Genomic DNA, 22488 nt, shown 5'->3' with positions numbered 1-22488 from the left:
GTGTGTTCTCCTCAACAACAAGCAAAAGGCAGTGTACGGGGCCGGGCGCTACTCTGCCAAAGAACGGACGGTTGGATGCATATGCCGTTTCGGCCGCCAGCCGCTGCTTTTCTTGCCGGTGGCACATTCACTAACATATGGCCCTTCAATCACTCTCACCAGGAATCTGCTCATGACCAAATCCGATGACACCGGCAAGCTCGTTCTGCGCGTTGCACTCGGCATCCTTATCCTGCTGCACGGCATTGCGAAGGTCGGCAAGGGCGTCGACGGCATCGGCGGCATGCTCGTGTCCCACGGCCTGCCGGCGGCCATGGCGTACCTGGTCTACGTGGGAGAAATCTTGGCACCGGTGCTGCTGATCGTGGGGCTGTTCACCCGCCCGGCAGCGCTGATCGTTGCCCTCAACATGGTGGTGGCGATCTGGCTTGTGCACCAGAAGGACCTGGGCGCCCTCAATGGCCAGGGCGGCTGGGCGCTGGAACTGCAGGGCATGTTCCTGTTCTCGGCACTTGCCATCGCGCTCTTCGGCGGTGGCCGCTTCGGCCTTGGCGGCAGGTACAACTGAACGCATGCGGCCGGTGATCAACCGGCCGCTTTCTCTTAATCGTCGTCGTTGGCATCGAGCCCTGGAAACAGGACATCGGTGTAGCCGAAGCGCGAAAAATCGCGCACCCGCATCGGGTAGAGCTTGCCAAGCAGGTGATCGACCTCGTGCTGCACCACGCGTGCATGAAAGCCGCTGGCAGTCCGGTCGATTGGATCGCCGTAAGGGTCGAAGCCGGTATAGCGTATGTTCGAAAAGCGCGGCACCACGCCGCGCAGGCCCGGCACCGAAAGGCATCCTTCCCAGCCCTCTTCTTCCTCGTCGCCAATCGGCGTGATGACGGGATTCAGCAGCACGGTGCGAGGCACCGGAGGCGCGTCGGGGTAGCGGGGATTGACCAGGTCGGTGCCAAAGATCACCAGTTGCTGGTCAACGCCGATTTGCGGTGCCGCCAGCCCGGCGCCGTTAACCGCAAGCATCGTCTCGAACATGTCGCGCACCAGCAGGTGCAGCTCGTCGGTGTCGAAAGCGGCGACCGGCTGTGCAACGCGCAGCAGCCGGGGGTCGCCCATTTTCAGGATTTCGCGTATGGCCATGGCGGGATTATCGCGACAGCCATGCGCTGCGATGGGCCAGGTGCCTGCTCCGCGATCAGGGGATCAGGGAGGCGTCTGGGTCTTCGAGTCGGGCGAGGTGTAAAGCCGTGCACGGCCGCGCGGCGTCTGGTCGGGCGCTACGCCTGGCTGTACACCGGGCCCCGGGCGCCCGCCGCCCCAACCCGGACGCGCAGGTGCCACCGGATAGCTCGGACGCACCGCCGGATAACCCGGCCGGCCGTAGTACGGACGATCGCCGTAATAGGGGCGTCCGCCATAGTAGGGACGGCGGCCTTCGTAATAAGCGCCGCCCTCTATGTAGACAGGCGCTGGCTGAACGACCACCGGGTTGTCGTAATACGGCTGCGAGTAGCCCCCGTTGTAGTAAGGATCGCCGGGAACGGCAACGCAACCGCCAAGCAGTGCGAAGCCGCCGATGGCGACACAGGTACCGAGAACACGAATTTTCTGCATAAGGGACTCCTTGTCGGCCTTTTGTCTTCAACGCCAGCTTGTAGCCCCTGTTGACTGCTCGGGTGTGAAGCCGCGTAACCAGCGGTAAGCACACCTCGCCTCCACAGCTTTCAACCCGGCACGCCGTTGGCGAGTATCTCCAGCATACCCGCCTCGTCGATCACGTTCACGCCGAGCTCACGGGCCTTGTCGAGCTTGCTGCCGGCCTCTTCGCCGGCAACCAGGTAGTTGGTCTTCTTGCTGACGGAGCCGGCCACCTTGGCACCGGCCCCCTCCAGTTTGTCCTTTGCTTCGTCCCTGCTGAGCGTAGGAAGGGTACCGGTTATCACGAAGGTCAGTCCCGCCAACGGCTTGGGCGCGCGAGCGGCGGGTTCGCCCTCTTCCCAGGTCAGGCCGCAGGCGCGCAACTGCTCCACCACCTCGCGGTTATGCGCCTGGTCGAAGAATGTGCGCAGGCTTTGCGCCACCACAGGCCCCACGTCGTTGACCTCGAGCAGTTGCTCTTCGGTCGCGTCCATGATCGCGTCCAGCTTGCCGAAATGCTTGGCCAGGTCTTTTGCCGTGCTCTCGCCCACGTGCCGGATACCCAGCCCGAACAGGAAGCGCGGCAGCGTGGTTTTCTTTGATGCCTCCAGCGCATCGACGAGGTTCCTGGCCGACTTTTCGGCCATTCGGTCCAGGCCCGCCAAGGTGATGAAGCCGAGCCTGTACAGGTCGGGCAAGGTGCGGATGAGGTTGGCATCGACCAATTGCTCGACCAGCTTGTCGCCAAGCCCGTCGATATCGACCGCGCGGCGTGCGGCAAAGTGCAGGATGGCTTCCTTGCGCTGGGCTGCGCAGAACAGGCCGCCCGTACAGCGGTAGTCGACCTCGCCTTCTTCGCGCAACGCTTCCGATCCGCACACGGGACACTGGCGCGGCATGGTGAACAGCGGGCCGCGCTCGCCTTCCGGCTTGGCCAGGCTCTCGGGCACCACACCGACCACTTCGGGAATCACGTCGCCGGCGCGGCGCACGATGACCTGGTCGCCCACCCGCACGTCTTTACGGCGCGCCTCGTCCTCGTTGTGGAGCGTAGCGTTGGTCACGGTCACGCCGCCGACGAACACCGGCGCGAGCTTGGCCACCGGCGTGAGCTTGCCGGTGCGGCCCACCTGCACCTCGATGCCGAGCACCTCGGTGATTTGTTCTTGCGCGGGATACTTGTGCGCCACGGCCCAGCGCGGCTCGCGCGAAACGAAGCCTAGCTGCCGTTGCAGTTCCAGGTTGTCGACCTTGTAGACCACACCGTCGATGTCGTAGGGCAAGGCATCGCGCTGGCGTCCGATGTTCTCGTGGAACGCAATGAGCTCGATGGCACCCTTGGCACGCGCAGTCTGTTTGGCCACGGGGAATCCCCAGGCGTGGAACTGCTGCAGCCAATCGAATTGGGTCGGACAATCCGGGCCGCCTTCGCTGGCCGGCGTAACCTCGCCGAGGCCATACGCAAAAAAGCTCAGCGGGCGCGCCGCAGCAATGGCCGGGTCGAGCTGGCGCACCGCACCGGCTGCCGCATTGCGCGGGTTGACGAACACCTTCTCGTTCTTTTGCCCGGCCGCAATCTTCTCCCGCTGGCGCTCATTGAGCGCATCGAAGTCGGCGCGCTTCATGTAGACCTCGCCGCGCACCTCCACCACGGGCGGTGCCTTGCCGTTGAGCCGCAGCGGAATATCGCGCACCGTGCGGATGTTCTGCGTTACTTCCTCGCCTACCTCGCCGTCGCCGCGCGTTGCCGCCTGTACGAGCACGCCGTTCTCGTAGCGAAGGTTCATGGCAAGGCCGTCGAACTTGAGCTCGCACACGTACTCGACCTGCGGCCCGTCTTCGGCCAGGCCGAGCTCCTTGCGCACGCGCGCATCGAAGGCACTCGCACCGCCCGGAGAGATGTCGGTTTCGGTGCGGATAGAAAGCATCGGCACCTTGTGGCGCACCTTCACGAAGCCTTCGAGCACCTTGCCGCCGACGCGCTGCGTGGGGGAATCGGGCGTTCTCAGATCAGGGAACTCAGCCTCGATGGCCTGCAGCCGCTGGAAGAGCTTGTCGTATTCGGCATCGGGCAGCTCGGGCGCGTCGAGCACGTAATAGAGGTGGGCGTGCTTGTGGAGCTGTTCGCTCAGTGCGGCGGCTTCGCGTGCCGCTTCGTCGCGCGTTGTCATGAATGTCTCCCGAAGAGGTCGGATCAGCTGAAGAGGCGTCGCGCCAAAGGCGAACCGGCGGCCAGGTCGCGCGATTCGAGCGTGTCGTAGAGCTGCTCGAGGTCGGCACCGATCACGTCCATGGTTTCCTCGCGCAGCAGCTGTCCGTCGCTGTCGGTTACCACGCCGTCCATTTCGCGTGCCAGCGTGGCGGCGGCTTCGCGCATGCGGCGGAACGGCTGCTCGGCGCGGTCGACTTGCGGCACGTCCAGGCTGAGGCTGAGCTCGCGGATGGCCGACTGCGCCGGGTCATCGGCCAGCGCGGCCTGGGTGTCGAACGAAAGTCCGAGGATCGGCGGCAGCCCGACTTCACTGGTCGGCAGCACCATGCGGCCGGGAATGATGCCCGCCACAAAACCCAAACGGGCTGCGTTCTGCTGCACATAGCCGGGGCTCCAGGCCGCGTGCAGCGCGCGCAGCACAAAGCCCAGTTGCGCGTCGTGCGCGCTGGCAAACTGATCGAGCTCGCGTGCGCGCGCCACTTCGTCGAGCATCTCGGGAAATTCGAGCGCGCCATTGACCGCATCGGCAAAGGCCTGCGCCTTCACCACGAACTCGGAGTATTCGATTTCGTTGAGTGCACCGGTGCGATTGGCCAGCTGCACGCCAACCTGGAACGCGCTGTAGCGCTGGCCCGCCACGGGCGGCTCCCATTGGCCGGTGTGCTCGTTCAGCCCCTCGATGGCAACGGGCTTGCTGCCGGCGCGGCGCGTGGACGGCATTGCCGCGATGGCCGCATCGCCCGAGGCAAGTCCGTCCAGCGACACAGGTGCGATCACGTCGATGAGCGGATCGAGCCCGCCGCGCCGCTCAGCGGCAGGCAGCGGGTTGGCACCGGGCGCAGGCAGATCGGGATCGAACAAGGGCTCGTGCCGCTCCTGTCCTGGCGGCATCTGGTGCGGATCGGTGTGAAGCGTCGGCTCCACCCCGTCGGCCGCGGGCCGCGGCGAGCGTTCCGCATCAGAAAAATCTTCGCTGGCTGCGTCGGGCTGGCGGGGCGCGTTGCGGCGCGAGGTGACGGTGTTGTAGGCCACGACGGCCGCGAGAACGAGGCCGCCGAGGATGGCCAGGGCGAGAGTGAGATTGCTCATGTGCGCTGCTCGGCTTAAGCAGCTTCGACCATCGAGACCGCCGACTCCATGTCGACCGCAACGATGCGCGACACGCCCTGCTCCTGCATGGTCACGCCGATCAGCTGCTCGGCCATTTCCATGGCGATCTTGTTGTGGCTGATGAAGAGGAACTGGGTTTCGCGGCTCATGGCGGTCACGAGTTTGGCATAGCGTTCGGTGTTCGCGTCGTCCAGCGGCGCGTCCACCTCGTCGAGCAGACAGAAAGGCGCCGGGTTGAGCTGGAAGATGGCAAAAACCAGGGCGATAGCCGTGAGCGCTTTTTCGCCGCCCGAGAGCAAGTGGATGGTCTGGTTCTTCTTGCCCGGCGGCTGCGCCATTACCTGCACGCCCGAGTCCAGGATTTCGTCGCCCGTCATCATCAGCCTGGCGTTTCCGCCGCCGAAGAGCTCGGGGAACATTCGGCTGAAGTGCTCGTTGACGATCTTGAAGGTGCCGCCAAGAAGCTCGCGGGTTTCTCCGTCGATCTTGCGAATCGCGTCTTCGAGCGTGCCGATGGCTTCGTTCAGGTCGGCCGACTGCGCATCGAGGAAGATCTTGCGCTCGCTGGCAATGGCAAGCTCGTCCAGCGCCGCCAGGTTGACCGCACCTAGTGCAACCACTTCGCGGTTCAGGCGATCGATTTCACTTTGCAGGCCTGTGAGGCGCACCTTGTCGGTTTCGATCGACTGGGCAACGGCTTCGAGGTCGGCACCCGCATCGTCGAGCAGTTGCTGGTATTGCTCGACACCCAGGCGCGCGGCCTGTTCCTTGAGCTGGAATTCGGTAATGCGCTGGCGCAGCGGATCGAGTTCCCGCTCCAGCTGCAGCCGGCGTTCGTCGCTGGCGCGCAGCTTCAGCGTAAGGTCGTCGTATTGGCTGCGTGCTGCGCCCAGAGCGGCTTCGCGCTCGAGCTTGAGCGCCAGCGCGTCCTGCAGGCCGGCTTGGGCTGCCGCATCGGACAAGCGGCCAAGTTCGGTCCTGGCGCGCTCGTCTTCGTCGGTAAGTGCAACCACCTGCTGCGATGCGGTTTCGATGGCCCGGCTCAGCTCGCCGCGGCGGGCTTCGAGCGTGCGCTGCGAGAAAGTGGCTTCTTGCGCCTGGCGCTCCAGGCTGCGGTGCTGTTCGCGGCTTGCGGCCAATGCGCGGCCGGCTTCGATCACGCGCTCGTCGAGTTGCGCATGGCGCTCCTGGCTGTCGGCCAGCTGCATGTCGAGTTCTTCGAAGCGGCCCTCGGCGGCCATGCGCTTTTCTTGCAGTTCTTCAAGTTGCGCATCGACTTCGGCGAGGTCGGCTGCCAGTTGCTCGCTGCGCGCGCGCGTCTGCTCGGCAAGCTGCGTCATGCGCAGCGTTTCAACCTGCAGTTCGTGTGCGCGCGATTGCGTTTCGGCTGCTTCACGGCGCGCCGTTACAAGGCGCTGTGCGGCATCGGCGTAGGCGGCTTCGGCGCGGACCAGCGCGGTGCGTGCTTCTTCGCTGATGAGCGTTTGCGCACGCAGCTGGCGTTCGAGGTTTTCCATTTCCTGCTGGCGTGCCAGCAGGCCGGCCTGCTCGGAATCCGGGGCATAGAAGTTCACGCTGTGCGAGAACACGGCATGGCCGGTCTGCACGTAGATGACTTCGCCTGGCTGCAGCGTGCCGCGCTGTGCAAGGGCCTCTTCGAAACTCTGGGCCGTGTAGCAGCCGTGGAGCCAATCGGTCAGCAGGGCTTGCAGGCCGGCATCGTTCAGGCGCAACAGGCTCGACAACCGGGGCAACGCAGCCGTACCTTGCGGCACGCCTGCATCGGGCGGGCTGTAGAACGCCAGCTTGGCGGGCGGCGCATCGTTGCCGAACGCGCGAACCATGTCGAGCCGGCTGACTTCGAGTGCGCCCAGGCGCTCGCGCAGCGCCGCTTCGAGCGCGTTTTCCCAGCCCTGCTCAATATGGATGCGGCTCCACAGGCCTTGCATGCCTTCGAGCCCGTGCTTGGCGAGCCAGGGCGCGAGCTTGCCGTCGGTCTTGACCTTTTCCTGCAGCGCGCGTAGCGCTTCGAGCCGCGCCGAGAGTTCGGCATGCCGGGCGCTCTCGGTATTGACGGCCTGCTGCTTCACCCGGCGGTCGTCGTCGAGCTGCGGCACCGATTCCTGCAGTTCATGCAGGCGGGCTTCGGCTTCGCTTGCGGCTTCCTGAGCGGCAGCGTGCTCTTCCTGCATGGATTGCAGGCGGGCTTCGTCGGGCGCGGCCAGGGCGTTCTGGTCGGCGCGCAGGCGTTCGCCGCGCTGCGTCAGCTGCCGGCTCTGGTCTTCGATGTTGCGCTGGTCGGCGGCCAGCACCTGGATCTGCTGCTGGATCTGCACCACTGCGGCGCGCTGCGAATTGGCCTCGTCCTGGGCGCGCTGCTGCGCTTCTTCCAGCTCGGGCATGCGAGCGTCGTGCTCTTCGAGCTGCGCGGCCAGCATGACGGCTTGCTCTTCGGCATCGACACCCTGGCCCGCCAGCGTTTCGATCTCGGCTTCGGCCTCTTCGCGGCGGCGGCCCCATTGGCCCATTTGCTCGCGCAGTTGAACAAGCCGCTGCTCCACGCGCTGGCGGCCCTCGACCACAAAGCGGATCTCGCCTTCAAGGCGGCCCACTTCCGCGCTGGCTTCGTAGAGCTTGCCCTGGGCCTGGTTGACCTGGTCGCCCGCTGCGTAATGCGCCTGGCGCACGGTTTCGAGTTCGGATTCGATGCGGCGCAGATCGGCAGTTCGCGACTCCAGGTCGTTGATTGCTTTTTCGGAGTCGGCCTTGATCTTGGCCTGGTCGGCATCGCTTTCGCTGCGCTTCAGGAACCACAGCTGGTGCTGCTTCTTCGTGGCTTCGCCCTGCAGCGTGTTGTAGCGCGCGGCCACCTCGGCCTGCTTCTCGAGCTTTTCGAGGTTCGCGTTCAGTTCGCGAAGAATGTCTTCGACGCGCGTGAGGTTCTCACGCGTGTCGCCCAGGCGGTTCTCGGTTTCGCGGCGGCGCTCCTTGTACTTGGAAACGCCTGCGGCTTCTTCCAGGAACAGGCGCAGTTCCTCGGGCTTGGATTCGATGATCCGGCTGATCGTGCCCTGCCCGATGATGGCGTAGGCGCGCGGGCCGAGGCCGGTGCCCAGGAACACGTCCTGCACGTCGCGCCGGCGCACGGGCTGGTTGTTGATGTAGTAGCTGCTGGTGCCATCGCGCGTGAGCACACGCCGCACGGCAATTTCGCCGAACTGGTTCCATTGGCCGCCGGCGCGGTGGTCGGCGTTGTCGAACACCAGTTCCACGCTCGAACGGCTGGCCTGCTTGCGGGTGGTCGTGCCGTTGAAGATCACGTCCTGCATCGATTCGCCGCGCAGTTCCGACGCGCGCGACTCGCCCAGCACCCAGCGCACCGCATCCATGATGTTCGACTTGCCGCAACCATTGGGCCCGACAACGCCGACCAGTTGGCCTGGCAACAGGAAGTTGGTGGGTTCGGCGAACGACTTGAAGCCCGAAAGCTTGATGGAATTAAGACGCACGACTTGTCGGCCTGCCTTGGCATAGCGCCAAGGTATTGATTTGTAAGGAAAATTGCACGGGCCCGCCGCTTGAAGCAGGCCGCCGCCCCAGCTGTGAATGATAACGTCAGGGCATGAGCGATTCCCTGGTTTCACCCTTCACTGCCCGCCGTGGCTACCTGCTTGCCGGCGCGGCTGCGCTGGTGGGCCTTGGCGGTTGCGCCGCCACCCGTTCCACCGAGCGCGCCGAGCCTTATGCCAACCAGGAATGGTTGCAATCCAGCGCCAACCGCATTGCCAACCTTTCGCTGCGGGACAACCTTCAGTCGATCCGGCGCGTGCAAACCACGCTGTACCGTCGCAATCCCCGCGAATGGCGCAAATCGGCGGCAAGCATCGAAGCCGCCGCCCAACGCGCCTGGGACGCGGTGTTGACGGGCCCCGCCTTGCCCGAGCTGCGCGGCGCCACCGGCATCGATGCCATCCGGCTGGCCTTCGACACCAGTGCGCAGGGTTACCAGGGCGACCGCGTTGCGGCACTGGTGGTCGGCTGGGCTTCAATGCTCAAGCAGGCCAATGGCGACACTTGGGACCAGACCATGCTGGATGGCGTCAATGCCGAAAACAGCTACCGCGCCGCCCGCAATTTCGAAATATCGCTGTGGCTGATCTCCTCCAAGACCGGCCCGGACGGGCAGCCCCTGCTGCTGGCCACCGAAATCAGCGAGCGAGGCCGCAACCTCGTGGCCGACCGTGAGCTGTCGAAGGTGGTGGCCCGGCTCGACCTGCTGGCCGCCCAGGCCGACGAAAAATACCGCCGCGCCGCGCTCGACTTCGGGCAAAACTGGATCATGGGTGTCGTCATGCCCTTTTTCACCCTGATTCCCCGGTAAGACAAGGGTTGCCTCCCGGAAACATATTTCCCAAATTGCGGTTTGCGGTAATATCTTTCCGTGATCAAGCAGGAACTCATCAACGCTCTCATGGCTCGGCGTGACGCCGCCGGCCTTTCTAATACGGAAATCGCACAACGCTCCGGCCTCACAGAGCGCTCGGTGCGCAACGCGCTGAGCCTCAAGGGCAATCCGCAGCTGTCGTCACTGCTGGCACTGGTCGACGCCATCGGCCTCGAACTGCAGCTTGCGCCCAAGGGTTTTGGGGAAAGCGCGCCCACAGATGCCGGCTATCGCCCCGTCGCCACGCGCGTGGGCCATGCCATAGCGCAAGCACCCTCTCCGCCGCCCTATATCGACAAGCGGCGCCGCTCGCCATGAACGTCAAGATCCTGGAAATCTCGCTGGGATCGCGCCGCTTCGGCAAGCTCTTCCAGTACGCCGACCTGTGCCGCTTTGTGGCCGAGCCCGAACTGGTTGCCGCGCCGCCGGCCGAAGTGCTGTCGCTCTCGATGGTGGCGAGCGACCCGGCCACGCAGTCGGCCCTGTGGAGCGACGTGAAGAACCCGCTCTTCAATGCACAGGGCGGCCAGCTTCCGCGGTTTTTCCAGAACCTCTTGCCTGAAGGCGTTCTGCGCAGCCATATCGCGCAATTGCGCGGCTGCCGCGACAACGATCATTTCGAGCTTCTGGCTGCATGCGGCGGCGACCTTCCTGGCGCGGTGAGCGCACGTCCAGTTTCGGTGGACCGCGGCACGTTGCAACGGCTCATTACGCAAGACCAGGACGCGCTCGAGATGTCCGTGGTCGAACTGCCCATGCCGCAGGGCATCTCGGTGTCGGGCGTGCAGCCAAAGCTTGGCCTGCGCCGCCAGGGCGGCCGCTACGTGGCGCGAACGCGCGCTGGCGCAAGCACGCGCGTGATCGCCAAGCTGCCCATGGCCGGCCGCCCGCACATGCCCCAGCTGGAAATGCTTTCGCTTCAGCTGGCGGGCGCAGCGGGTGTAGAGGTGTGCCATGCCGAACTCGCACCGCTTTCTGCCATTGCCGCCGAGCACAGCTATGCGCTGCCCGACGAGCCGGATTTTCTTGCCGTCACACGCTTCGACCGCGAAGGCGCCCGCCGCATTCATTTCGAAGATTTTGCGCAAGTGCTCGCGGTCGACCCGATGCACAAGTACAGCGCCAGCTACCTCGACATGGCGCTTGCCATGCGCGCCTTTCCGTCGCTGGGCGAAGAAGCCGTGCTCGAACTCGTGCGACGCCTGGCGGTGAACGACCTGCTCGGCAACCCCGACGCACACCTGAAGAACTTCGGCGTGATCTATCCGGACGGCATTGCGCCACGGCTTGCGCCGGCGTACGACATCGTGGCGTATGCCGCGCTCCAGGGCGTCGACGGACATGCTCTTCCGCTTCTGCCCGCACCGGGCGGAGGCGCTGCTCCCAAACGCACAGCCCTGTTCACGCCCGCCAATGTGCGCGCCTTCTGCTTCTCTACCGGGCTGCATGAACCGCTGGTCCGGCGCGTCATTGCAGATACGGCGCGGCTCGCGCGCGGCCAGTGGCCCGCGATGATCGATGCATCGACGCTGCCCGCGCCGTGGAAAAAACGGCTGCAGCAGCGCTTGCAGGCACACCCCTTGCTGCAAGGCATGGCCAAGCGCGGCAAATAACAAAAGAAAAGCGGCCCCTAGAATGATCCGGACCTTCACCCCTCAACCCATTCGAGGCAGCAGCAACTCATGAGCTCCATCAATTTCATCGGCGGCGAAAAAGGCGGTGTCGGCAAGTCGGTTACGGCGCGCGTGCTGGCGCAGTACTTCATCGACCACAGCCGGCCTTTCACGGGCTTCGACACCGACCGCTCCCACAGTTCGTTCACGCGTTTCTATGAAGGCTTTGCTTCGCCCATCGTGGTCGACAGCTTCGAAGGCCTGGACACCGTGGTGAACGGCTTCGAAACCAATCCGCAGCAAAGCGTCATCGTCGATCTTGCCGCGCAAACACTGGCACCGCTTTCGCGCTGGATCAAGGAGTCGGATCTCTTCGACGTGTTTGTCGAACTGGGCGTGGCGGTCAACTTCTGGCATGTGCTGGACGACGGCAAAGACTCCACCGACCTGCTCGGCACGCTGATCGACACCTTCGGCAACCGCCCCAACTACATCGTGGTTCAGAACTACGGCCGCGGCAGCGACTTTGGCATGCTGCTCGCGTCGCAGTCCCTCTCCAAGGCCACGGCAAACGGTGCCCGCGTGATCACGCTGCCTCGCCTGCACGAGGCGAGCATGCGCAAGATCGATGCGCAGAACACCAGTTTCTGGAAGGCCGTGAACGACCGCGAAGGGCCACACGCACTGGGCTTGCTGGAGCGCCAGCGCGTGAAGTCCTGGCTGGCAACCGCCTACGCGGCCTTCGACACCCTGCCGCTCTAAACTGGCGGGTTCAGCGCGTTCAGCGCGCCGCCGGGCGCTTGCGGAAGATCAGCACCAGCAGCAAAACCGCGAGAACGAAGAAGGCGACGAACGCCCAGTTCGCCAGCGTCAGGCCAAACAGCGTCCAGTCGACCTTCGAGCAATCGCCGCCACCGCGAAAGATCATCGGCAACGCGCGCTTGAGCGGAAAGGTCTCGATCATTCCGTACAGGTCGCGCCCGCACGAGACAACCTCGGGCGGATACCACTGCAGCCAGCTCTGTGCGGCGGCCGTGTAGGCACCGCCGACAGCCGACACCAGCGCCAGGACGCCGCCGGTTACCTGCAGGCCGCGGCTGCGGAACATGCCTGCCAGCCCGGTGAAGACCGCCACCAGCACCAGTGCATACCGCTGCACGATGCACATCGGGCACGGCTCCAGGCCCACCACGTGCTGAAGATAAAGCCCGAAGGCCAGCATGAGAACACAGGCCAGGCAAATCAGCCCATACGCACGGCGCGGCGCGCCGAAGTACCAATCGATCAAGGGGAAACCCAATCTTCTTCTACGAACACCCGGGCCTTGCGAGGCGTGGCAACCACTGTGTCGCCCTCGTTCAAGCCCAGTTCACGGAACTGTTGCGCAGGGATTTGCGCTTCGATGATGGTTCCGGAGCCCGGATTATCTGGATTCGTTTCGGTGGGCTCAAGTTCCAGACGCGCGATCGGGCCGACCACGATGGCGCGCGACAGTGTGGCCACGATGCCGGTCGCACCGGCGGTATAGCGCTCGACGGTGAGGTCATGCGGGCGCACATAGGCCATTGCCTTGGCGTCGCGCGCACCGCTGTGTTCGGGCGAGTCCAGGCGCATGCCGTCCAGCTGTACCGCGCCGTTGTCGGCCCGGCCATGAAACAGGTTCACATCGCCCAGAAAACCGTAGACAAACGGGCTCGCGGGCTGGTCCCACACTTCTTGCGGCGAACCGACCTGCTCGATGCGGCCCTTGTTGATGACCACCACGCGGTCGGCCACTTCGAGCGCTTCTTCCTGGTCGTGCGTGACAAAGATCGACGTGACATGCAGCTCGTCGTGCAGGCGGCGCAACCAGCGGCGCAGCTCTTTGCGCACCTTGGCGTCGAGCGCGCCGAAGGGTTCGTCGAGCAGCAGCACCTTGGGTTCGACAGCGAGCGCACGGGCGAGCGCAATGCGCTGTCGCTGGCCACCCGAGAGCTGCGACGGGTAGCGATCGGCCAGCCAGTCGAGCTGCACCAGCTTGAGCAGGTCGGTTACCTTCTGCTTGATCTGCGCGTCGCTCGGGCGCTCCTTGCGCGGCTTCACGCGCAGGCCGAAAGCGACGTTCTCGAACACGGTCATGTGGCGAAACAGCGCGTAGTGCTGAAACACAAAGCCCACCTGCCGCTCGCGCACATGCACGTCGGTGGTGTCTTCGCCCGAAAAGAGAATGCTGCCGGTATCGGCCGTTTCCAGCCCCGCGATGATGCGCAGCAGCGTGGTCTTGCCGCAGCCCGAGGGGCCGAGCAGCGCGACAAGCTCGCCCGATTCGACGTCGAGGTTGACGTTGTTCAATGCGCGGAAGTCGCCGAACTGCTTGCTGATGTTGCGGATTTCGATGCTCATGATCTTGTTCTTTCTCTCTCAGGCCACCGTGGGCTCGGGCGGACGTTCCGGCGGCAGTTCGGCAATGGCTTTCATCTCGCGCTCGTGGCGCCATTCGATGACCGTCTTGATCACCAGCGTAACCAGCGCAAGGATGGCCAGCAGCGACGCCACGGCAAACGCGGCCACTGACTGGTACTCGTTGTAGAGCACTTCCACATGCAGCGGCATCGTGTTGGTCTGCCCCCGAATATGGCCGGACACCACCGACACCGCGCCAAACTCGCCCATGGCGCGCGCGTTGCAAAGAATCACCCCGTACAGCAAACCCCACTTGATGTTGGGCAGCGTCACGCGCCAGAAGGTCTGCCAACCGGTCGCGCCCAGGACGATGGCGGCCTGCTCTTCGTCGGTGCCTTGCGCCTGCATCAGCGGTACGAGCTCGCGCGCAATGAACGGAAAGGTCACGAACACCGTTGCAAGCACGATGCCCGGTACAGCGAAGATGATCTTGATGTCATGCTCGGCAAGCCATGGGCCCAGCCAGCCCTGCGCACCGAACACCAGCACGTAGATCAGGCCCGCCACCACCGGCGACACCGCAAACGGCAGGTCGACCAGGGTGGTCAGAAAAGCCTTGCCGCGGAATTCGAACTTGGCAATGGCCCATGCTGCAGCAACGCCGAACACCAGGTTCAGCGGCACCGATATGGCCGCCGTAATGAGCGTGAGGCGAATCGCGCTCCAGGCGTCGGGCTCTTTCAGCGCCTCGACATAGGCGCCCACGCCCTTGCGCAAGGCCTCGGTTGCCACCGCCGCCAGCGGCAGCACCAGAAACAGGAACATGAACGCGAGCGCAATGCCGATCAGCAGCCAGCGTACCCAGGGCGATTCGGTGGTGCCGGCCTGCGCGCGGCGAATGACTTTGGAAGGTGCGCTCATCTCATGCTCCTGCGCGTCGGCGCTGCCAGGCTTGCAAGCCGTTGATGACGAGCAGCAGGATGAACGAGATCACCAGCATCACGAGGGCGACTGCGGTGGCGCCGGCAAAGTCGTATTGCTCTAGCTTGCCGATGATGATGAGCGGCGTGATTTCCGAAATCATCGGCATGTTGCCGGCAATGAAAATCACCGAGCCGTATTCGCCGATAGCCCTTGCAAAAGCCATTGCAAAGCCGGTGAGCAATGCGGGCGCAATCGACGGGAAGATTACCTTGGTGAAGGTCTGCAGGCGCGTGGCGCCGAGCGACGTAGCGGCTTCTTCAAGCTCTTTTTCGGCGTCTTCGAGCACCGGCTGCACGGTGCGCACCACGAACGGCAGGCCGATGAAGATCAGCGCGATGACAATGCCCGCCGGCGTGAAAGCCAGCTTGATGCCATGCGGTTCGAGCAACTGCCCGATCCAGCCATTGCCCGCAAGCAGCGCGGTGAGCGAAATGCCGGCCACTGCCGTGGGCAAGGCAAAAGGCAGGTCAACCAACGCATCGACGATTCGCTTGCCCGGAAACTTGTAGCGCACCAGCACCCAGGCCACCAGCAGGCCGAACACCGCATTTACCATCGCCGCGAGCAGCGATGCGCCGAACGTGAGCCGGTAGGAGGCCATCACCCGCGGTGCGGTCACCGCCACCCAGAACTGCTCCCAGCTGAGCGTGAAGGTCTTGAAGACCAGCGCCGACAGCGGGATCAGGACGATCAGGCATAGATAGAAGATCGAGAAGCCGAGCGTGATGTGAAAGCCCGGCAGCACCCGCCTGGAGCCCCCTGCCCGGTTCACATGCGAAAGCGGCGCTCCCGCGGACGGGAGCGCCGAAGAAACAGCGCCGCTCATTTACTTTGCGCCGGGTGTGTACAGCTTGTCGAACTGGCCGCCGTCGTTGAAGTGCACCTTCTGTGCATCGCCAAGGCTGCCAAAAAGCTCCTGCACCGTGAACAGCTGCAGCGGCTTGAACGTGGCGGCGTGCTTCTTCAGCACCGCCTGCGAGCGCGGGCGCAGCGCATGCTTGGCCGCAATTTCCTGCGCTTCTTCGGAATAGAGCCAGTCGAGATAAGCCTTGGCGAGCTCGCCGGTGCCCTTCTTCTTGGTCGTGCGTTCGACCAGCGCCACCGGGTTCTCGGCCACGATGCTGATCGACGGGTAGACCGAGTCGACCTTGCCCGTGCCGAACTCGCGGTCGATCGACACCACTTCGGATTCGAAGGTGATGAGCGCATCGCCGATGTTGCGCTGCAGGAAGGCCGTTGTCGCGTCGCGGCCGCCGCGCGCCAGCACCGGCACGTTCTTGAACAGCTTGCCGACGAACTCGGCCGCCTGGGCATCGGTGCCGCCCTTCTTCTTCACGTAGCCCCAGGCCGCAAGGTAGGCATAGCGCCCGTTGCCGCCGGTCTTGGGGTTGACGATGACCACCTGCACGCCTGGCTTGACCAGGTCTTCCCAGTCCTTGATGCCCTTGGGGTTGCCGTTGCGCACGAGGAACAGCATGGTCGACGTGGTCGGCGATGCGTTCTCGGGAAACTGCTTGTTCCAGTCCTTGGCGACCACGCCCGTGTTGGCCAGAAAGTCGATGTCGGTCGAGGTGTTCATGGTCACCACGTCGGCGTCGAGGCCGTCGGCCACGGCGCGCGCTTGCGCACTGGAGCCGCCATGCGACTGGTCGATCTTCACGTCCTTGCCCGTGGCCTTCTTGTAGTGGGCCACGAACGCCGCGTTGTAGTCCTTGTAGAACTCGCGCGCCACATCGTACGAGGCGTTCAGCAGCGTGGTGCCCTGGGCAAAGGCGCTGCTGCCTGCGAATGCGGAGGACGCCAACGCGAGCACGGCGGCGAAGATCTTGAGTCTGGAAGTCATGTGGTTGCCAAGTTTTCTGAAAATTCACGGCCCGCCGGCCATGCGGCGGGCTCGTCGGTCAACGACTGGAGCAAGGCCAGGCCGAGCGGCCAGTCTCCATGCCCCGAATCGATATTGATATGCCCCGCATTCTGCATGCGGACAAACTCACTGCCCCAGGCGCGGGAATATGCGCCGGCCAGGCGGATCGGGCAATACGGATCGTTGCTGCTTGCCACCACGATGCTGCGATACGGCAGGGCCGCATACGGCACGGGCGCAAAGTCGGACAGAACGGCCCGGCGCTCGGGGTCGGCCGGCGCCACCAGGAGCGCACCCCGGATGCGCGCGGCAGCCTCGGCCGGCAGGTGCGCCGTTGCAATGCAGCCCAGGCTGTGCGCGGCAATCACCACCGGGCCGGGGCTTTCGAGCACCAGCCTGGCCAGCGCGGCCACCCAGGCCTCGCGCTTGGGCGACGCCCAGTCGTCCTGCACCACCCGCGCCGCGCCCGGAATGCGCTGCTCCCACAGGCTCTGCCAATGGCCGGGCCCGGAGTCGCGCCAGCCGGGCACGATGATCACCGAAGTCTGCATGGCGGCGCTGCCCTGCCTGCTTACTTGTTGGGCTGCGGCGTGATGCGCAGGTAGGGCTTGACGGCCTTGAAGCCCTTGGGAAAGCGCTCTGCCAGTTCAGCCGGGTCCTGGATGCTCGGAACGATGACCACGTCGTCGCCGTCCTTCCAGTTCACGGGGGTAGCCACCTTGTGGCTGTCGGTGAGCTGCAGCGAGTCGATCACGCGCAGGATCTCGTCGAAATTGCGGCCCGTGGAGGCCGGGTACGTGATGGTCGCGCGAATCACCTTCTTCGGATCGATGATGAACACGCTGCGCACCGTGGCCGTGGCCGATGCGTTGGGGTGAATCAGGTCGTACAGGTCGGCCACCTTGCGATCGTGGTCGGCCACGATCGGGAAGTTCACCGTGGTGTTCTGCGTCTCGTTGATGTCGCCGATCCACTCCTTGTGCTTGGTGGCCGGGTCGACGCTCAGCGCAATGGGCTTTACGCCGCGCTTGGCAAACTCGCCCGACAGCGCCGCGGTCTTGCCGAGCTCCGTGGTGCAAACAGGCGTGAAATCGGCGGGGTGCGAGAAGAACACGACCCACGAATCGCCGGCCCACTGATAGAAGTCGAGGGGGCCTTCGCTGGAATCCTGGGTGAAATTGGGGGCTGTGTCGCCGAGTCGCAGGGTCGCCATGGTCGCTCCTTGGATTGGATGGGACCTGGGATTGTGCGAACGCCTGCTTCAATGCCAAACGAATATCTACTTGTTTGGTTATGGCGTTTTTCGCATAACGAACGCCCGGCGCTGAATTGGCAAGACGCTAGTACATGCCGGTTTCGCTCCCGTGCAAGTGCTCGGCCAGGAAATCGATCAACCGCCGCACCGCCGGCACCAGCGCTCGCCGGGATGGAAAAACCATGTGCGCAATGACGGCCGGCGGCCCCCACTCGGGCAGAACTCTCGCGAGCCGGCCGGCCTCCACATCTTCACGGCACATGTAGCCGGGCAGCAGGGTTGCACCCGCGCCCTCGAGCACGGCGAGTTGCAACGTCGCGAGATCGTCTGCCACGTAGCGGGGCGTATGAATGTGCGTATAAGTCTCGCCATTGGGGCCTTCGAGCCGCCATTCGCTGCGCCCTTCGCTGTTGGCCGACATGGCCGCGGTCTGGAGCCGCGCAAGGTCGGCGGGCGTTTTCACCGGGCCCTGGCGCTTCAGCAGGTCCGGCCTCATCACCAGCACCGCGCGGCTCGTTCCCAGCACCTTGGCCACCAGCGTAGTGCTGTCCTCGATGGCCGGCCGCACACGCAAGGCGATGTCGATGCCCTCCTCGATCAGGTCGACCGGCCTGTTCATCACCCGCAGATCGACACGCACACCCGGGTAGCGCTCCATGAACTGGGGCAGCAACCGGCCCAACCCGCTGTGTGCAATGGAAATGGGGCAGCTCAGCCGCACCATGCCGCTTGGCTCCGTCTGCACCTGCGCCACGGCCTCGGCCGCGGCCTGTGCTGCGTCGCGCATGGCTGCCGAATGCCTCAAGTAGATTTCGCCCGCCGGCGTGAGCGAAAGCCGCCTGGTGCTGCGCTGCATGAGTTGCACGCCCAGCCGCTCCTCGAGATCGGCCACGCGGCGCGACAGCCGCGACTTGGGAACCCCGAGCGCGCGGCTTGCCGCGGCAAAGCCACCCCGCTCCGCCACTTCAGCGAAGAAAACCATGTCGTTAAGGTCTTGCATGAGTCGATTGTCCTGCAAACAGAACGATGTAGGCAAATTTTGCCTACTTATCGAAGACTCGCACCAAAAATAGAATTCTCACATCGTCGGCCACTTTTGAGCGTCGACCCTCACACGAAAGCGATTCACCATGAAACTGCTCCACGTCGATTCCAGCATCCTGAGTTCCAACTCGACCTCCCGCCTCCTCACAGCCGAGATCGTGGCCGCGTGGAAAGCCGCGCATCCGGACACCACGGTCGAATACCTCGACCTCGCGGTGAACACGCCGCCCCACTTCAGCGCCGATGCCCTGGGCATCAAGACGGGCGTGCAGGCCCAGCCGACCGAAGCCCAGCAGCGCGAAAACGAGCTCTCCGAAAAGCTCGTGAGCCAGTTCCTCGCCTCGGACGTCATCGTTGTGGGCGCGCCGCTGTACAACTTCTCGATCCCGACCCAGCTCAAGGCCTGGATCGACCGCCTCGCCCAGATCGGCCGCACGTTCAAGTACACCGACAAGGGCCCCGTGGGCCTGGCCGGCGGCAAGACCGTGATCGTGGCTTCGAGCCGCGGCGGCATCTACTCGACCTCCGAAGGCGGCCGTGCCCTGGAACATCAAGAGAGCTACCTGAAGGCAATCTTCGGCTTCTTCGGCATTACCGACGTGCGGTACGTGCGCGCCGAAGGCCTTGCCATGGGCGACGCACCCAAGGCCGCCGCACTGGCTGCCGCGCGTGCAGACATCCTCACGGCAACGGCAGAAGCCGCCAACCAGAAGGACGTGGCTCAAGCCGCCTGAGCTTCGCTCGCTCCCAAGAAAAAAGCCGCTCCCAGGAGCGGCTTTTTCACGCCTGCCCGATCAGGCCGGGTTGCCCGATGGCTGGCCGGCGCGTCAGGCGCCCGAGTGCGTCTTGATCCAGCCAACGTACTTGTCCATCCACCCCTGCAGGAACTTCTTCGTTCCTTCATTGCCGATGTGGCCCTTGTCGTCGAACAGGCCATCCTTGAACTGCAGGAATATTTCAGGTGCGCCCAACGTCGGAACGTCGAGGTACGCCAGCACGTTGCGCAAGTGCTGCTGCGCCAGCGCGGTGCCGGTGGCGCCCACCGAAATTCCGACCACCGCCGCCGGCTTGCCCGCCCAGGCACTCTGGCCATATGGACGCGAAGCGTGGTCGATTGCGTTCTTCAGCAGGCCGGGAAACGAGCGGTTGTACTCGGGCGTCACGAACAACAAGCCATCGGCCGCGGCGATCTCCGTCTTGAGCCGTTTCACCGAAGGTGCCTGGTTGCCGTCGTCGTCCTGGTTGTACAGGGGCAAGTCATCAATGCGCAAATGCTCGAAGGTGAAGTCCGACGGTGCGAGATGCGCCAGCGCAAGGGCGAGCTTCTGGTTGTAGGAATCCTTGCGAAGGCTGCCGACGATCACGGCAATTCGGGTCTGGCTCATGAATGAAGCTCCTTTGGGTTGAGTAAGAGGAATGTGAAAGGTGGCGAAAACCATTATGCGAAGCGCCCAAGACCTTTTCCAGAAAAGCTCTTCCCTTCCGACCGCCTTTTCGGCACCGCAAGCAGCCTGGCCCGATCGCGGGCATCATCGTCCGGGTTCTTTCGATCCAGGAGCAATTCGCGATGAGATTCTTGATGGTGGGTGCCGGCGCGCTCGGCGGTTATTTCGGCGGCCGACTGCTGGAGGCGGGACGCGACGTGACTTTTCTGCTGCGCCCCCGGCGCGCGGCGCAAATCGCGAAAACAGGGCTGGTCGTCCAAAGCCCGTTCGGCAACTTGCAACTGCCCTCGCCGCCGCATGTGCTTGCCGAAGACATCAAGGCCCCTTTCGATGTGATCGTGGTCGGAAGCAAGGCCTACGATCTCGACTCGACCATGGATTCGTTCGCACCGGCGGTGGGCCCCAACACGGTCATTCTCCCCTTGCTCAACGGCATGGGTCACATCGAGCGCCTGGTGGAGCGCTTCGGCGACGAACGTGTGCTGGGCGGCCTTTGCATGATCTCGGCCACGCTGGACGACGAAGGCCGCGTGCTGCACCTCAACGACATGCACGGCCTGAGCTACGGCGAACGCGCCGGCGGGCGCTCGGCGCGTGTCGACGCCATTGCGGCGCAGTTCGACGGCGCAAAGTTCAGCGCCACCGCAAGCGAGACCATTTCGCAGGACATGTGGGAGAAATGGGTCTTCATCGCTTCGGCCGCCGGCCTCACCAGCCTCATGCGCGCATCTATCGGCGACATCGCGAGCGCGGGCGGCCAGGACGTGGCGCTCGCAATCTTCGATGAATGCTGTGCCATTGCCGCGCACAACGGCTTCGCGCCCCGCCCCGCAGCCATCGAGCGCGGCCGCGCCATCATGACCGCACCGGGCTCGCCGATGACCGCATCCATGTACAAGGACATCGTGCGCGGTGCGGCGGTCGAGGCCGACCACATCGTCGGAGACTTGCTGGGCCGTGCGCCCGTTGGCCGTTCGGCAATACCTTCGGTGCTGCGCATCGCCTACGTCCACCTGAAAGCCTACGAGGCGCAACGCGCCCGCCAAGCCACTTGACGAGGGTTTCCCGATGACTGACGCCATCGCGTTTCTCCACACCGCGCAGGTGCATGTGCCGACCTTCGAGCAACTCACCCGCGAGATTGCTCCCGAGCTGGAGGTGCGTCATCTGGTCAGGGAAGAGTTGCTGCAGGAAGCCCGTGCCAACGGCATCGATAGCCCCAAGCTCGCCGCGCGCGTGCATGACGCCATGCGCGAGGCCGCATCCGACGGCGCCGCGGTGGTTGCATGCACCTGCTCCACCATCGGCGGCATTGCCGAAAAAACCGCGACGGGAGGTGCCTTTACCGCCCAGCGCATCGACCGGGCAATGGCCGAGCGGGCCGTGCGCGCCGGTCCGCGCGTGCTGATTGCGGCTGCGCTCGAAAGCACCCTGGAGCCGACGACCGCGCTCATTCTTTCAACTGCGGCGCAGGCCGGCGCCGGCGTGAGGCCGAGTGTGCTGTGGGTGGAAGAAGCCTGGCCGTACTTCGAGGCTGGCGACACCGTGCGCTATATCGAAACCCTGGCCAAGGCAATTCGCACCGCCGCTGGGGCAGCCGACGCCGTGGTCCTGGCGCAGGCCTCCATGGCCCCCGTGGCGCGCCGACTGGCCGACCTCGGCATCGAGGTGCTCGCAAGTCCGGCGCCTGGCGTTGCGCATGCTGTGGCAACGCTGCGCGCTTCGCGCACGGCATGGGCTGCGCAGGCCACAGCTCTGGCGGGGCCCGCTACCTTCACTACTCCGATTTGAGAATCGTCTCGCCCTTCAACGCGCCCATGTCGCGGGTGTTGAAGCGGTGCCGCTTCCATCCCTCCCACGTGCGGCGCATGTGGGTGATCGAGATGAAGTAGTACAGAAACTTGAACATGCCGAGCGCCCGCCAGATCGGCGTGTCGCGATAGATGTCGCCTGCCAGCAGCGACATCAGCCCTTCCTTCACGCGGAACGGGTTGCCCGGGTGCATGAACATGTCGCGGATCGTCGGGTTGGTCACCCGATAGATGAACCACGAATACTCGCGCGGTCCCTTGCGCATCATGGCTTCGAAATCTTTGCGCGCGGGCGCCAACTCGGCCGGCTTGTCCAGCGCCGTGGCCACGAGTTCGGCACCGTCGAATGCGCTGTGCATGGCCAGGTACACGCCGGACGAGAACATCGGGTCGATGAAGGTGAAGGCATCGCCCAGCATCAGGTAGCGGTCGCCCGTGGCATGGGTGCTCGAATACGAGAAGTTGCCGGTGGCGTGCACTGCGTCGTCCACCAGCGTGGCATTCTTCAGCCGATCGACCAGCACCGGGCAAAGCGCGATGGTGTCGTAGAAAAAGTCTTTCAGCGGCTTGTCGCGCGTCTTCAGGTAATAGGGCCAGCAGACCGCGCCCACGCTGGTGGTGCCGTCGGCCAGCGGAATGAACCAGAACCAGCCGTGCGGAAACCAGCAGATGCTGATGTTTCC

General features: G+C 64.6%; 23 protein-coding genes. 8 read left to right on the top strand and 15 right to left on the bottom strand.

The features are described 5' to 3' along the window. Nucleotides 1-172 precede the first annotated feature (172 nt). Nucleotides 173-568 (top strand): DoxX family protein, encoded by a 396-nt coding sequence (locus tag J2X67_RS23585; RefSeq protein WP_309957051.1) that lies wholly within the window; start codon nt 173-175, stop codon nt 566-568. A 35-nt stretch (nt 569-603) separates the two neighbouring features. Here the strand turns inward: J2X67_RS23585 and def are convergent, their stop codons facing one another. From def to smc, 5 genes are all read right to left on the bottom strand, one after another. Beyond that, nucleotides 604-1143 carry a peptide deformylase gene (def, locus tag J2X67_RS23580; RefSeq protein WP_309957049.1) on the bottom strand — a complete coding sequence of 180 codons (540 nt, stop codon included), beginning with the start codon at nt 1141-1143 and terminating at the stop codon, nt 604-606. 63 nt (nt 1144-1206) lie between these two features. Next, nucleotides 1207-1617 carry a hypothetical protein gene (locus tag J2X67_RS23575; protein WP_309957047.1) on the bottom strand — a complete coding sequence of 137 codons (411 nt, stop codon included), beginning with the start codon at nt 1615-1617 and terminating at the stop codon, nt 1207-1209. 110 nt (nt 1618-1727) lie between these two features. Beyond that, a complete protein-coding gene (gene ligA, locus J2X67_RS23570; RefSeq protein WP_309957046.1) occupies nt 1728-3812 on the bottom strand; it encodes an NAD-dependent DNA ligase LigA in 2085 nt (694 codons plus the stop codon). Nucleotides 3813-3835: 23 nt separating this feature from the next. Next, the gene (locus J2X67_RS23565; RefSeq protein WP_309957044.1) at nt 3836-4942 is read right to left on the bottom strand and encodes a cell division protein ZipA C-terminal FtsZ-binding domain-containing protein; all 1107 of its coding nucleotides are present in this window, start codon (nt 4940-4942) and stop codon (nt 3836-3838) included. 14 nt (nt 4943-4956) lie between these two features. Next, on the bottom strand, nt 4957-8472 hold the full coding sequence (smc, locus tag J2X67_RS23560) for a chromosome segregation protein SMC (protein WP_309957043.1): 3516 nt from the start codon (nt 8470-8472) through the stop codon (nt 4957-4959). Nucleotides 8473-8585: 113 nt separating this feature from the next. Between smc and J2X67_RS23555 the strand changes: the two genes are divergently transcribed. The 4 genes from J2X67_RS23555 to J2X67_RS23540 all read left to right on the top strand — a co-directional run bounded on the left by J2X67_RS23555 (nt 8586) and on the right by J2X67_RS23540 (nt 11782). Beyond that, nucleotides 8586-9344, top strand: a complete 759-nt coding sequence (locus J2X67_RS23555; RefSeq protein WP_309957041.1) for a hypothetical protein — start codon at nt 8586-8588, stop codon at nt 9342-9344. Between the two features lie 60 nt (nt 9345-9404). Then, on the top strand, nt 9405-9725 hold the full coding sequence (locus tag J2X67_RS23550) for a helix-turn-helix domain-containing protein (protein ID WP_309957039.1): 321 nt from the start codon (nt 9405-9407) through the stop codon (nt 9723-9725). Then, nucleotides 9722-11020 carry a type II toxin-antitoxin system HipA family toxin gene (locus J2X67_RS23545; protein ID WP_309957037.1) on the top strand — a complete coding sequence of 433 codons (1299 nt, stop codon included), beginning with the start codon at nt 9722-9724 and terminating at the stop codon, nt 11018-11020. The genes J2X67_RS23550 and J2X67_RS23545 overlap by 4 nt, the downstream gene beginning before the upstream one ends. A gap of 69 nt (nt 11021-11089) precedes the next feature. Then, nucleotides 11090-11782, top strand: coding sequence for a mobilization protein (locus J2X67_RS23540; protein WP_126746403.1), 693 nt, complete (start codon nt 11090-11092; stop codon nt 11780-11782). 19 nt (nt 11783-11801) lie between these two features. On the opposite strand, the gene J2X67_RS23535 is transcribed toward J2X67_RS23540, so the two are convergent. The 8 genes from J2X67_RS23535 to J2X67_RS23500 form a co-directional block, all read right to left on the bottom strand. Then, nucleotides 11802-12308 (bottom strand): disulfide bond formation protein B, encoded by a 507-nt coding sequence (locus J2X67_RS23535; protein WP_309957035.1) that lies wholly within the window; start codon nt 12306-12308, stop codon nt 11802-11804. Next, entirely contained in the window at nt 12305-13402 is a 1098-nt protein-coding gene (locus J2X67_RS23530) for a sulfate/molybdate ABC transporter ATP-binding protein (RefSeq protein WP_126746404.1), read from the bottom strand. The genes J2X67_RS23535 and J2X67_RS23530 overlap by 4 nt, the downstream gene beginning before the upstream one ends. 18 nt (nt 13403-13420) lie before the next feature. Then, nucleotides 13421-14323 carry a sulfate ABC transporter permease subunit CysW gene (gene cysW, locus J2X67_RS23525; RefSeq protein ID WP_309957032.1) on the bottom strand — a complete coding sequence of 301 codons (903 nt, stop codon included), beginning with the start codon at nt 14321-14323 and terminating at the stop codon, nt 13421-13423. A 1-nt stretch (nt 14324) separates the two neighbouring features. Continuing rightward, nucleotides 14325-15212 (bottom strand): sulfate ABC transporter permease subunit CysT, encoded by an 888-nt coding sequence (gene cysT / locus J2X67_RS23520; RefSeq protein ID WP_258506059.1) that lies wholly within the window; start codon nt 15210-15212, stop codon nt 14325-14327. Then, nucleotides 15213-16229, bottom strand: a complete 1017-nt coding sequence (locus tag J2X67_RS23515; protein WP_309957030.1) for a sulfate ABC transporter substrate-binding protein — start codon at nt 16227-16229, stop codon at nt 15213-15215. Continuing rightward, complete coding sequence (locus J2X67_RS23510; protein ID WP_309957028.1) at nt 16226-16801, bottom strand: alpha/beta hydrolase; 576 nt, start codon at nt 16799-16801, stop codon at nt 16226-16228. The genes J2X67_RS23515 and J2X67_RS23510 overlap by 4 nt, the downstream gene beginning before the upstream one ends. A gap of 20 nt (nt 16802-16821) precedes the next feature. Beyond that, nucleotides 16822-17463, bottom strand: coding sequence for a peroxiredoxin (locus J2X67_RS23505; RefSeq protein ID WP_157613757.1), 642 nt, complete (start codon nt 17461-17463; stop codon nt 16822-16824). A 127-nt stretch (nt 17464-17590) separates the two neighbouring features. Further along, a complete protein-coding gene (locus tag J2X67_RS23500) occupies nt 17591-18505 on the bottom strand; it encodes a LysR family transcriptional regulator (protein WP_309957026.1) in 915 nt (304 codons plus the stop codon). Nucleotides 18506-18635: 130 nt separating this feature from the next. Between J2X67_RS23500 and J2X67_RS23495 the strand changes: the two genes are divergently transcribed. Further along, complete coding sequence (locus J2X67_RS23495) at nt 18636-19283, top strand: FMN-dependent NADH-azoreductase (protein ID WP_309957025.1); 648 nt, start codon at nt 18636-18638, stop codon at nt 19281-19283. Between the two features lie 93 nt (nt 19284-19376). On the opposite strand, the gene J2X67_RS23490 is transcribed toward J2X67_RS23495, so the two are convergent. Next, entirely contained in the window at nt 19377-19934 is a 558-nt protein-coding gene (locus J2X67_RS23490; RefSeq protein ID WP_309957023.1) for an NAD(P)H-dependent oxidoreductase, read from the bottom strand. Between the two features lie 182 nt (nt 19935-20116). Here J2X67_RS23490 and panE point away from each other — a divergent pair, with 182 nt between their 5' ends. Both panE and J2X67_RS23480 read left to right on the top strand, forming a co-directional pair. Further along, nucleotides 20117-21049, top strand: a complete 933-nt coding sequence (gene panE / locus J2X67_RS23485; RefSeq protein ID WP_309957022.1) for a 2-dehydropantoate 2-reductase — start codon at nt 20117-20119, stop codon at nt 21047-21049. Between the two features lie 13 nt (nt 21050-21062). Beyond that, a complete protein-coding gene (locus J2X67_RS23480; RefSeq protein WP_309957020.1) occupies nt 21063-21785 on the top strand; it encodes an Asp/Glu/hydantoin racemase in 723 nt (240 codons plus the stop codon). On the opposite strand, the gene J2X67_RS23475 is transcribed toward J2X67_RS23480, so the two are convergent. After that, nucleotides 21772-22488 (bottom strand): tryptophan 7-halogenase (locus tag J2X67_RS23475; RefSeq protein WP_309957018.1); only part of this gene is annotated, 717 nt, incomplete at its 5' end. The two genes, J2X67_RS23480 and J2X67_RS23475, sit on opposite strands and share 14 nt — an antisense overlap.

It is taken from the genome of Variovorax sp. 3319, assembly GCF_031456585.1.
GTDB lineage: Bacteria > Pseudomonadota > Gammaproteobacteria > Burkholderiales > Burkholderiaceae_C > Variovorax > Variovorax paradoxus_P.
The sequence above is the reverse complement of the archived record's forward strand: the minus strand, read 5'-3'. Positions and strand labels throughout refer to the sequence as shown.

Coding starts and splice junctions, on each gene's coding strand:
- cysT (WP_258506059.1), bottom strand. CDS start 15,212: ATGAGCGGCGCTGTTTCTTCGGCGCTCCCGTCCGCGGGAGCGCCGCTT.
- J2X67_RS23545 (WP_309957037.1), top strand. CDS start 9,722: ATGAACGTCAAGATCCTGGAAATCTCGCTGGGATCGCGCCGCTTCGGC.
- J2X67_RS23530 (WP_126746404.1), bottom strand. CDS start 13,402: ATGAGCATCGAAATCCGCAACATCAGCAAGCAGTTCGGCGACTTCCGC.
- J2X67_RS23575 (WP_309957047.1), bottom strand. CDS start 1,617: ATGCAGAAAATTCGTGTTCTCGGTACCTGTGTCGCCATCGGCGGCTTC.
- J2X67_RS23500 (WP_309957026.1), bottom strand. CDS start 18,505: ATGCAAGACCTTAACGACATGGTTTTCTTCGCTGAAGTGGCGGAGCGG.
- J2X67_RS23585 (WP_309957051.1), top strand. CDS start 173: ATGACCAAATCCGATGACACCGGCAAGCTCGTTCTGCGCGTTGCACTC.
- J2X67_RS23490 (WP_309957023.1), bottom strand. CDS start 19,934: ATGAGCCAGACCCGAATTGCCGTGATCGTCGGCAGCCTTCGCAAGGAT.
- J2X67_RS23495 (WP_309957025.1), top strand. CDS start 18,636: ATGAAACTGCTCCACGTCGATTCCAGCATCCTGAGTTCCAACTCGACC.
- J2X67_RS23515 (WP_309957030.1), bottom strand. CDS start 16,229: ATGACTTCCAGACTCAAGATCTTCGCCGCCGTGCTCGCGTTGGCGTCC.
- cysW (WP_309957032.1), bottom strand. CDS start 14,323: ATGAGCGCACCTTCCAAAGTCATTCGCCGCGCGCAGGCCGGCACCACC.
- panE (WP_309957022.1), top strand. CDS start 20,117: ATGAGATTCTTGATGGTGGGTGCCGGCGCGCTCGGCGGTTATTTCGGC.
- def (WP_309957049.1), bottom strand. CDS start 1,143: ATGGCCATACGCGAAATCCTGAAAATGGGCGACCCCCGGCTGCTGCGC.
- J2X67_RS23505 (WP_157613757.1), bottom strand. CDS start 17,463: ATGGCGACCCTGCGACTCGGCGACACAGCCCCCAATTTCACCCAGGAT.
- J2X67_RS23480 (WP_309957020.1), top strand. CDS start 21,063: ATGACTGACGCCATCGCGTTTCTCCACACCGCGCAGGTGCATGTGCCG.
- J2X67_RS23540 (WP_126746403.1), top strand. CDS start 11,090: ATGAGCTCCATCAATTTCATCGGCGGCGAAAAAGGCGGTGTCGGCAAG.
- J2X67_RS23510 (WP_309957028.1), bottom strand. CDS start 16,801: ATGCAGACTTCGGTGATCATCGTGCCCGGCTGGCGCGACTCCGGGCCC.
- J2X67_RS23565 (WP_309957044.1), bottom strand. CDS start 4,942: ATGAGCAATCTCACTCTCGCCCTGGCCATCCTCGGCGGCCTCGTTCTC.
- J2X67_RS23555 (WP_309957041.1), top strand. CDS start 8,586: ATGAGCGATTCCCTGGTTTCACCCTTCACTGCCCGCCGTGGCTACCTG.
- ligA (WP_309957046.1), bottom strand. CDS start 3,812: ATGACAACGCGCGACGAAGCGGCACGCGAAGCCGCCGCACTGAGCGAA.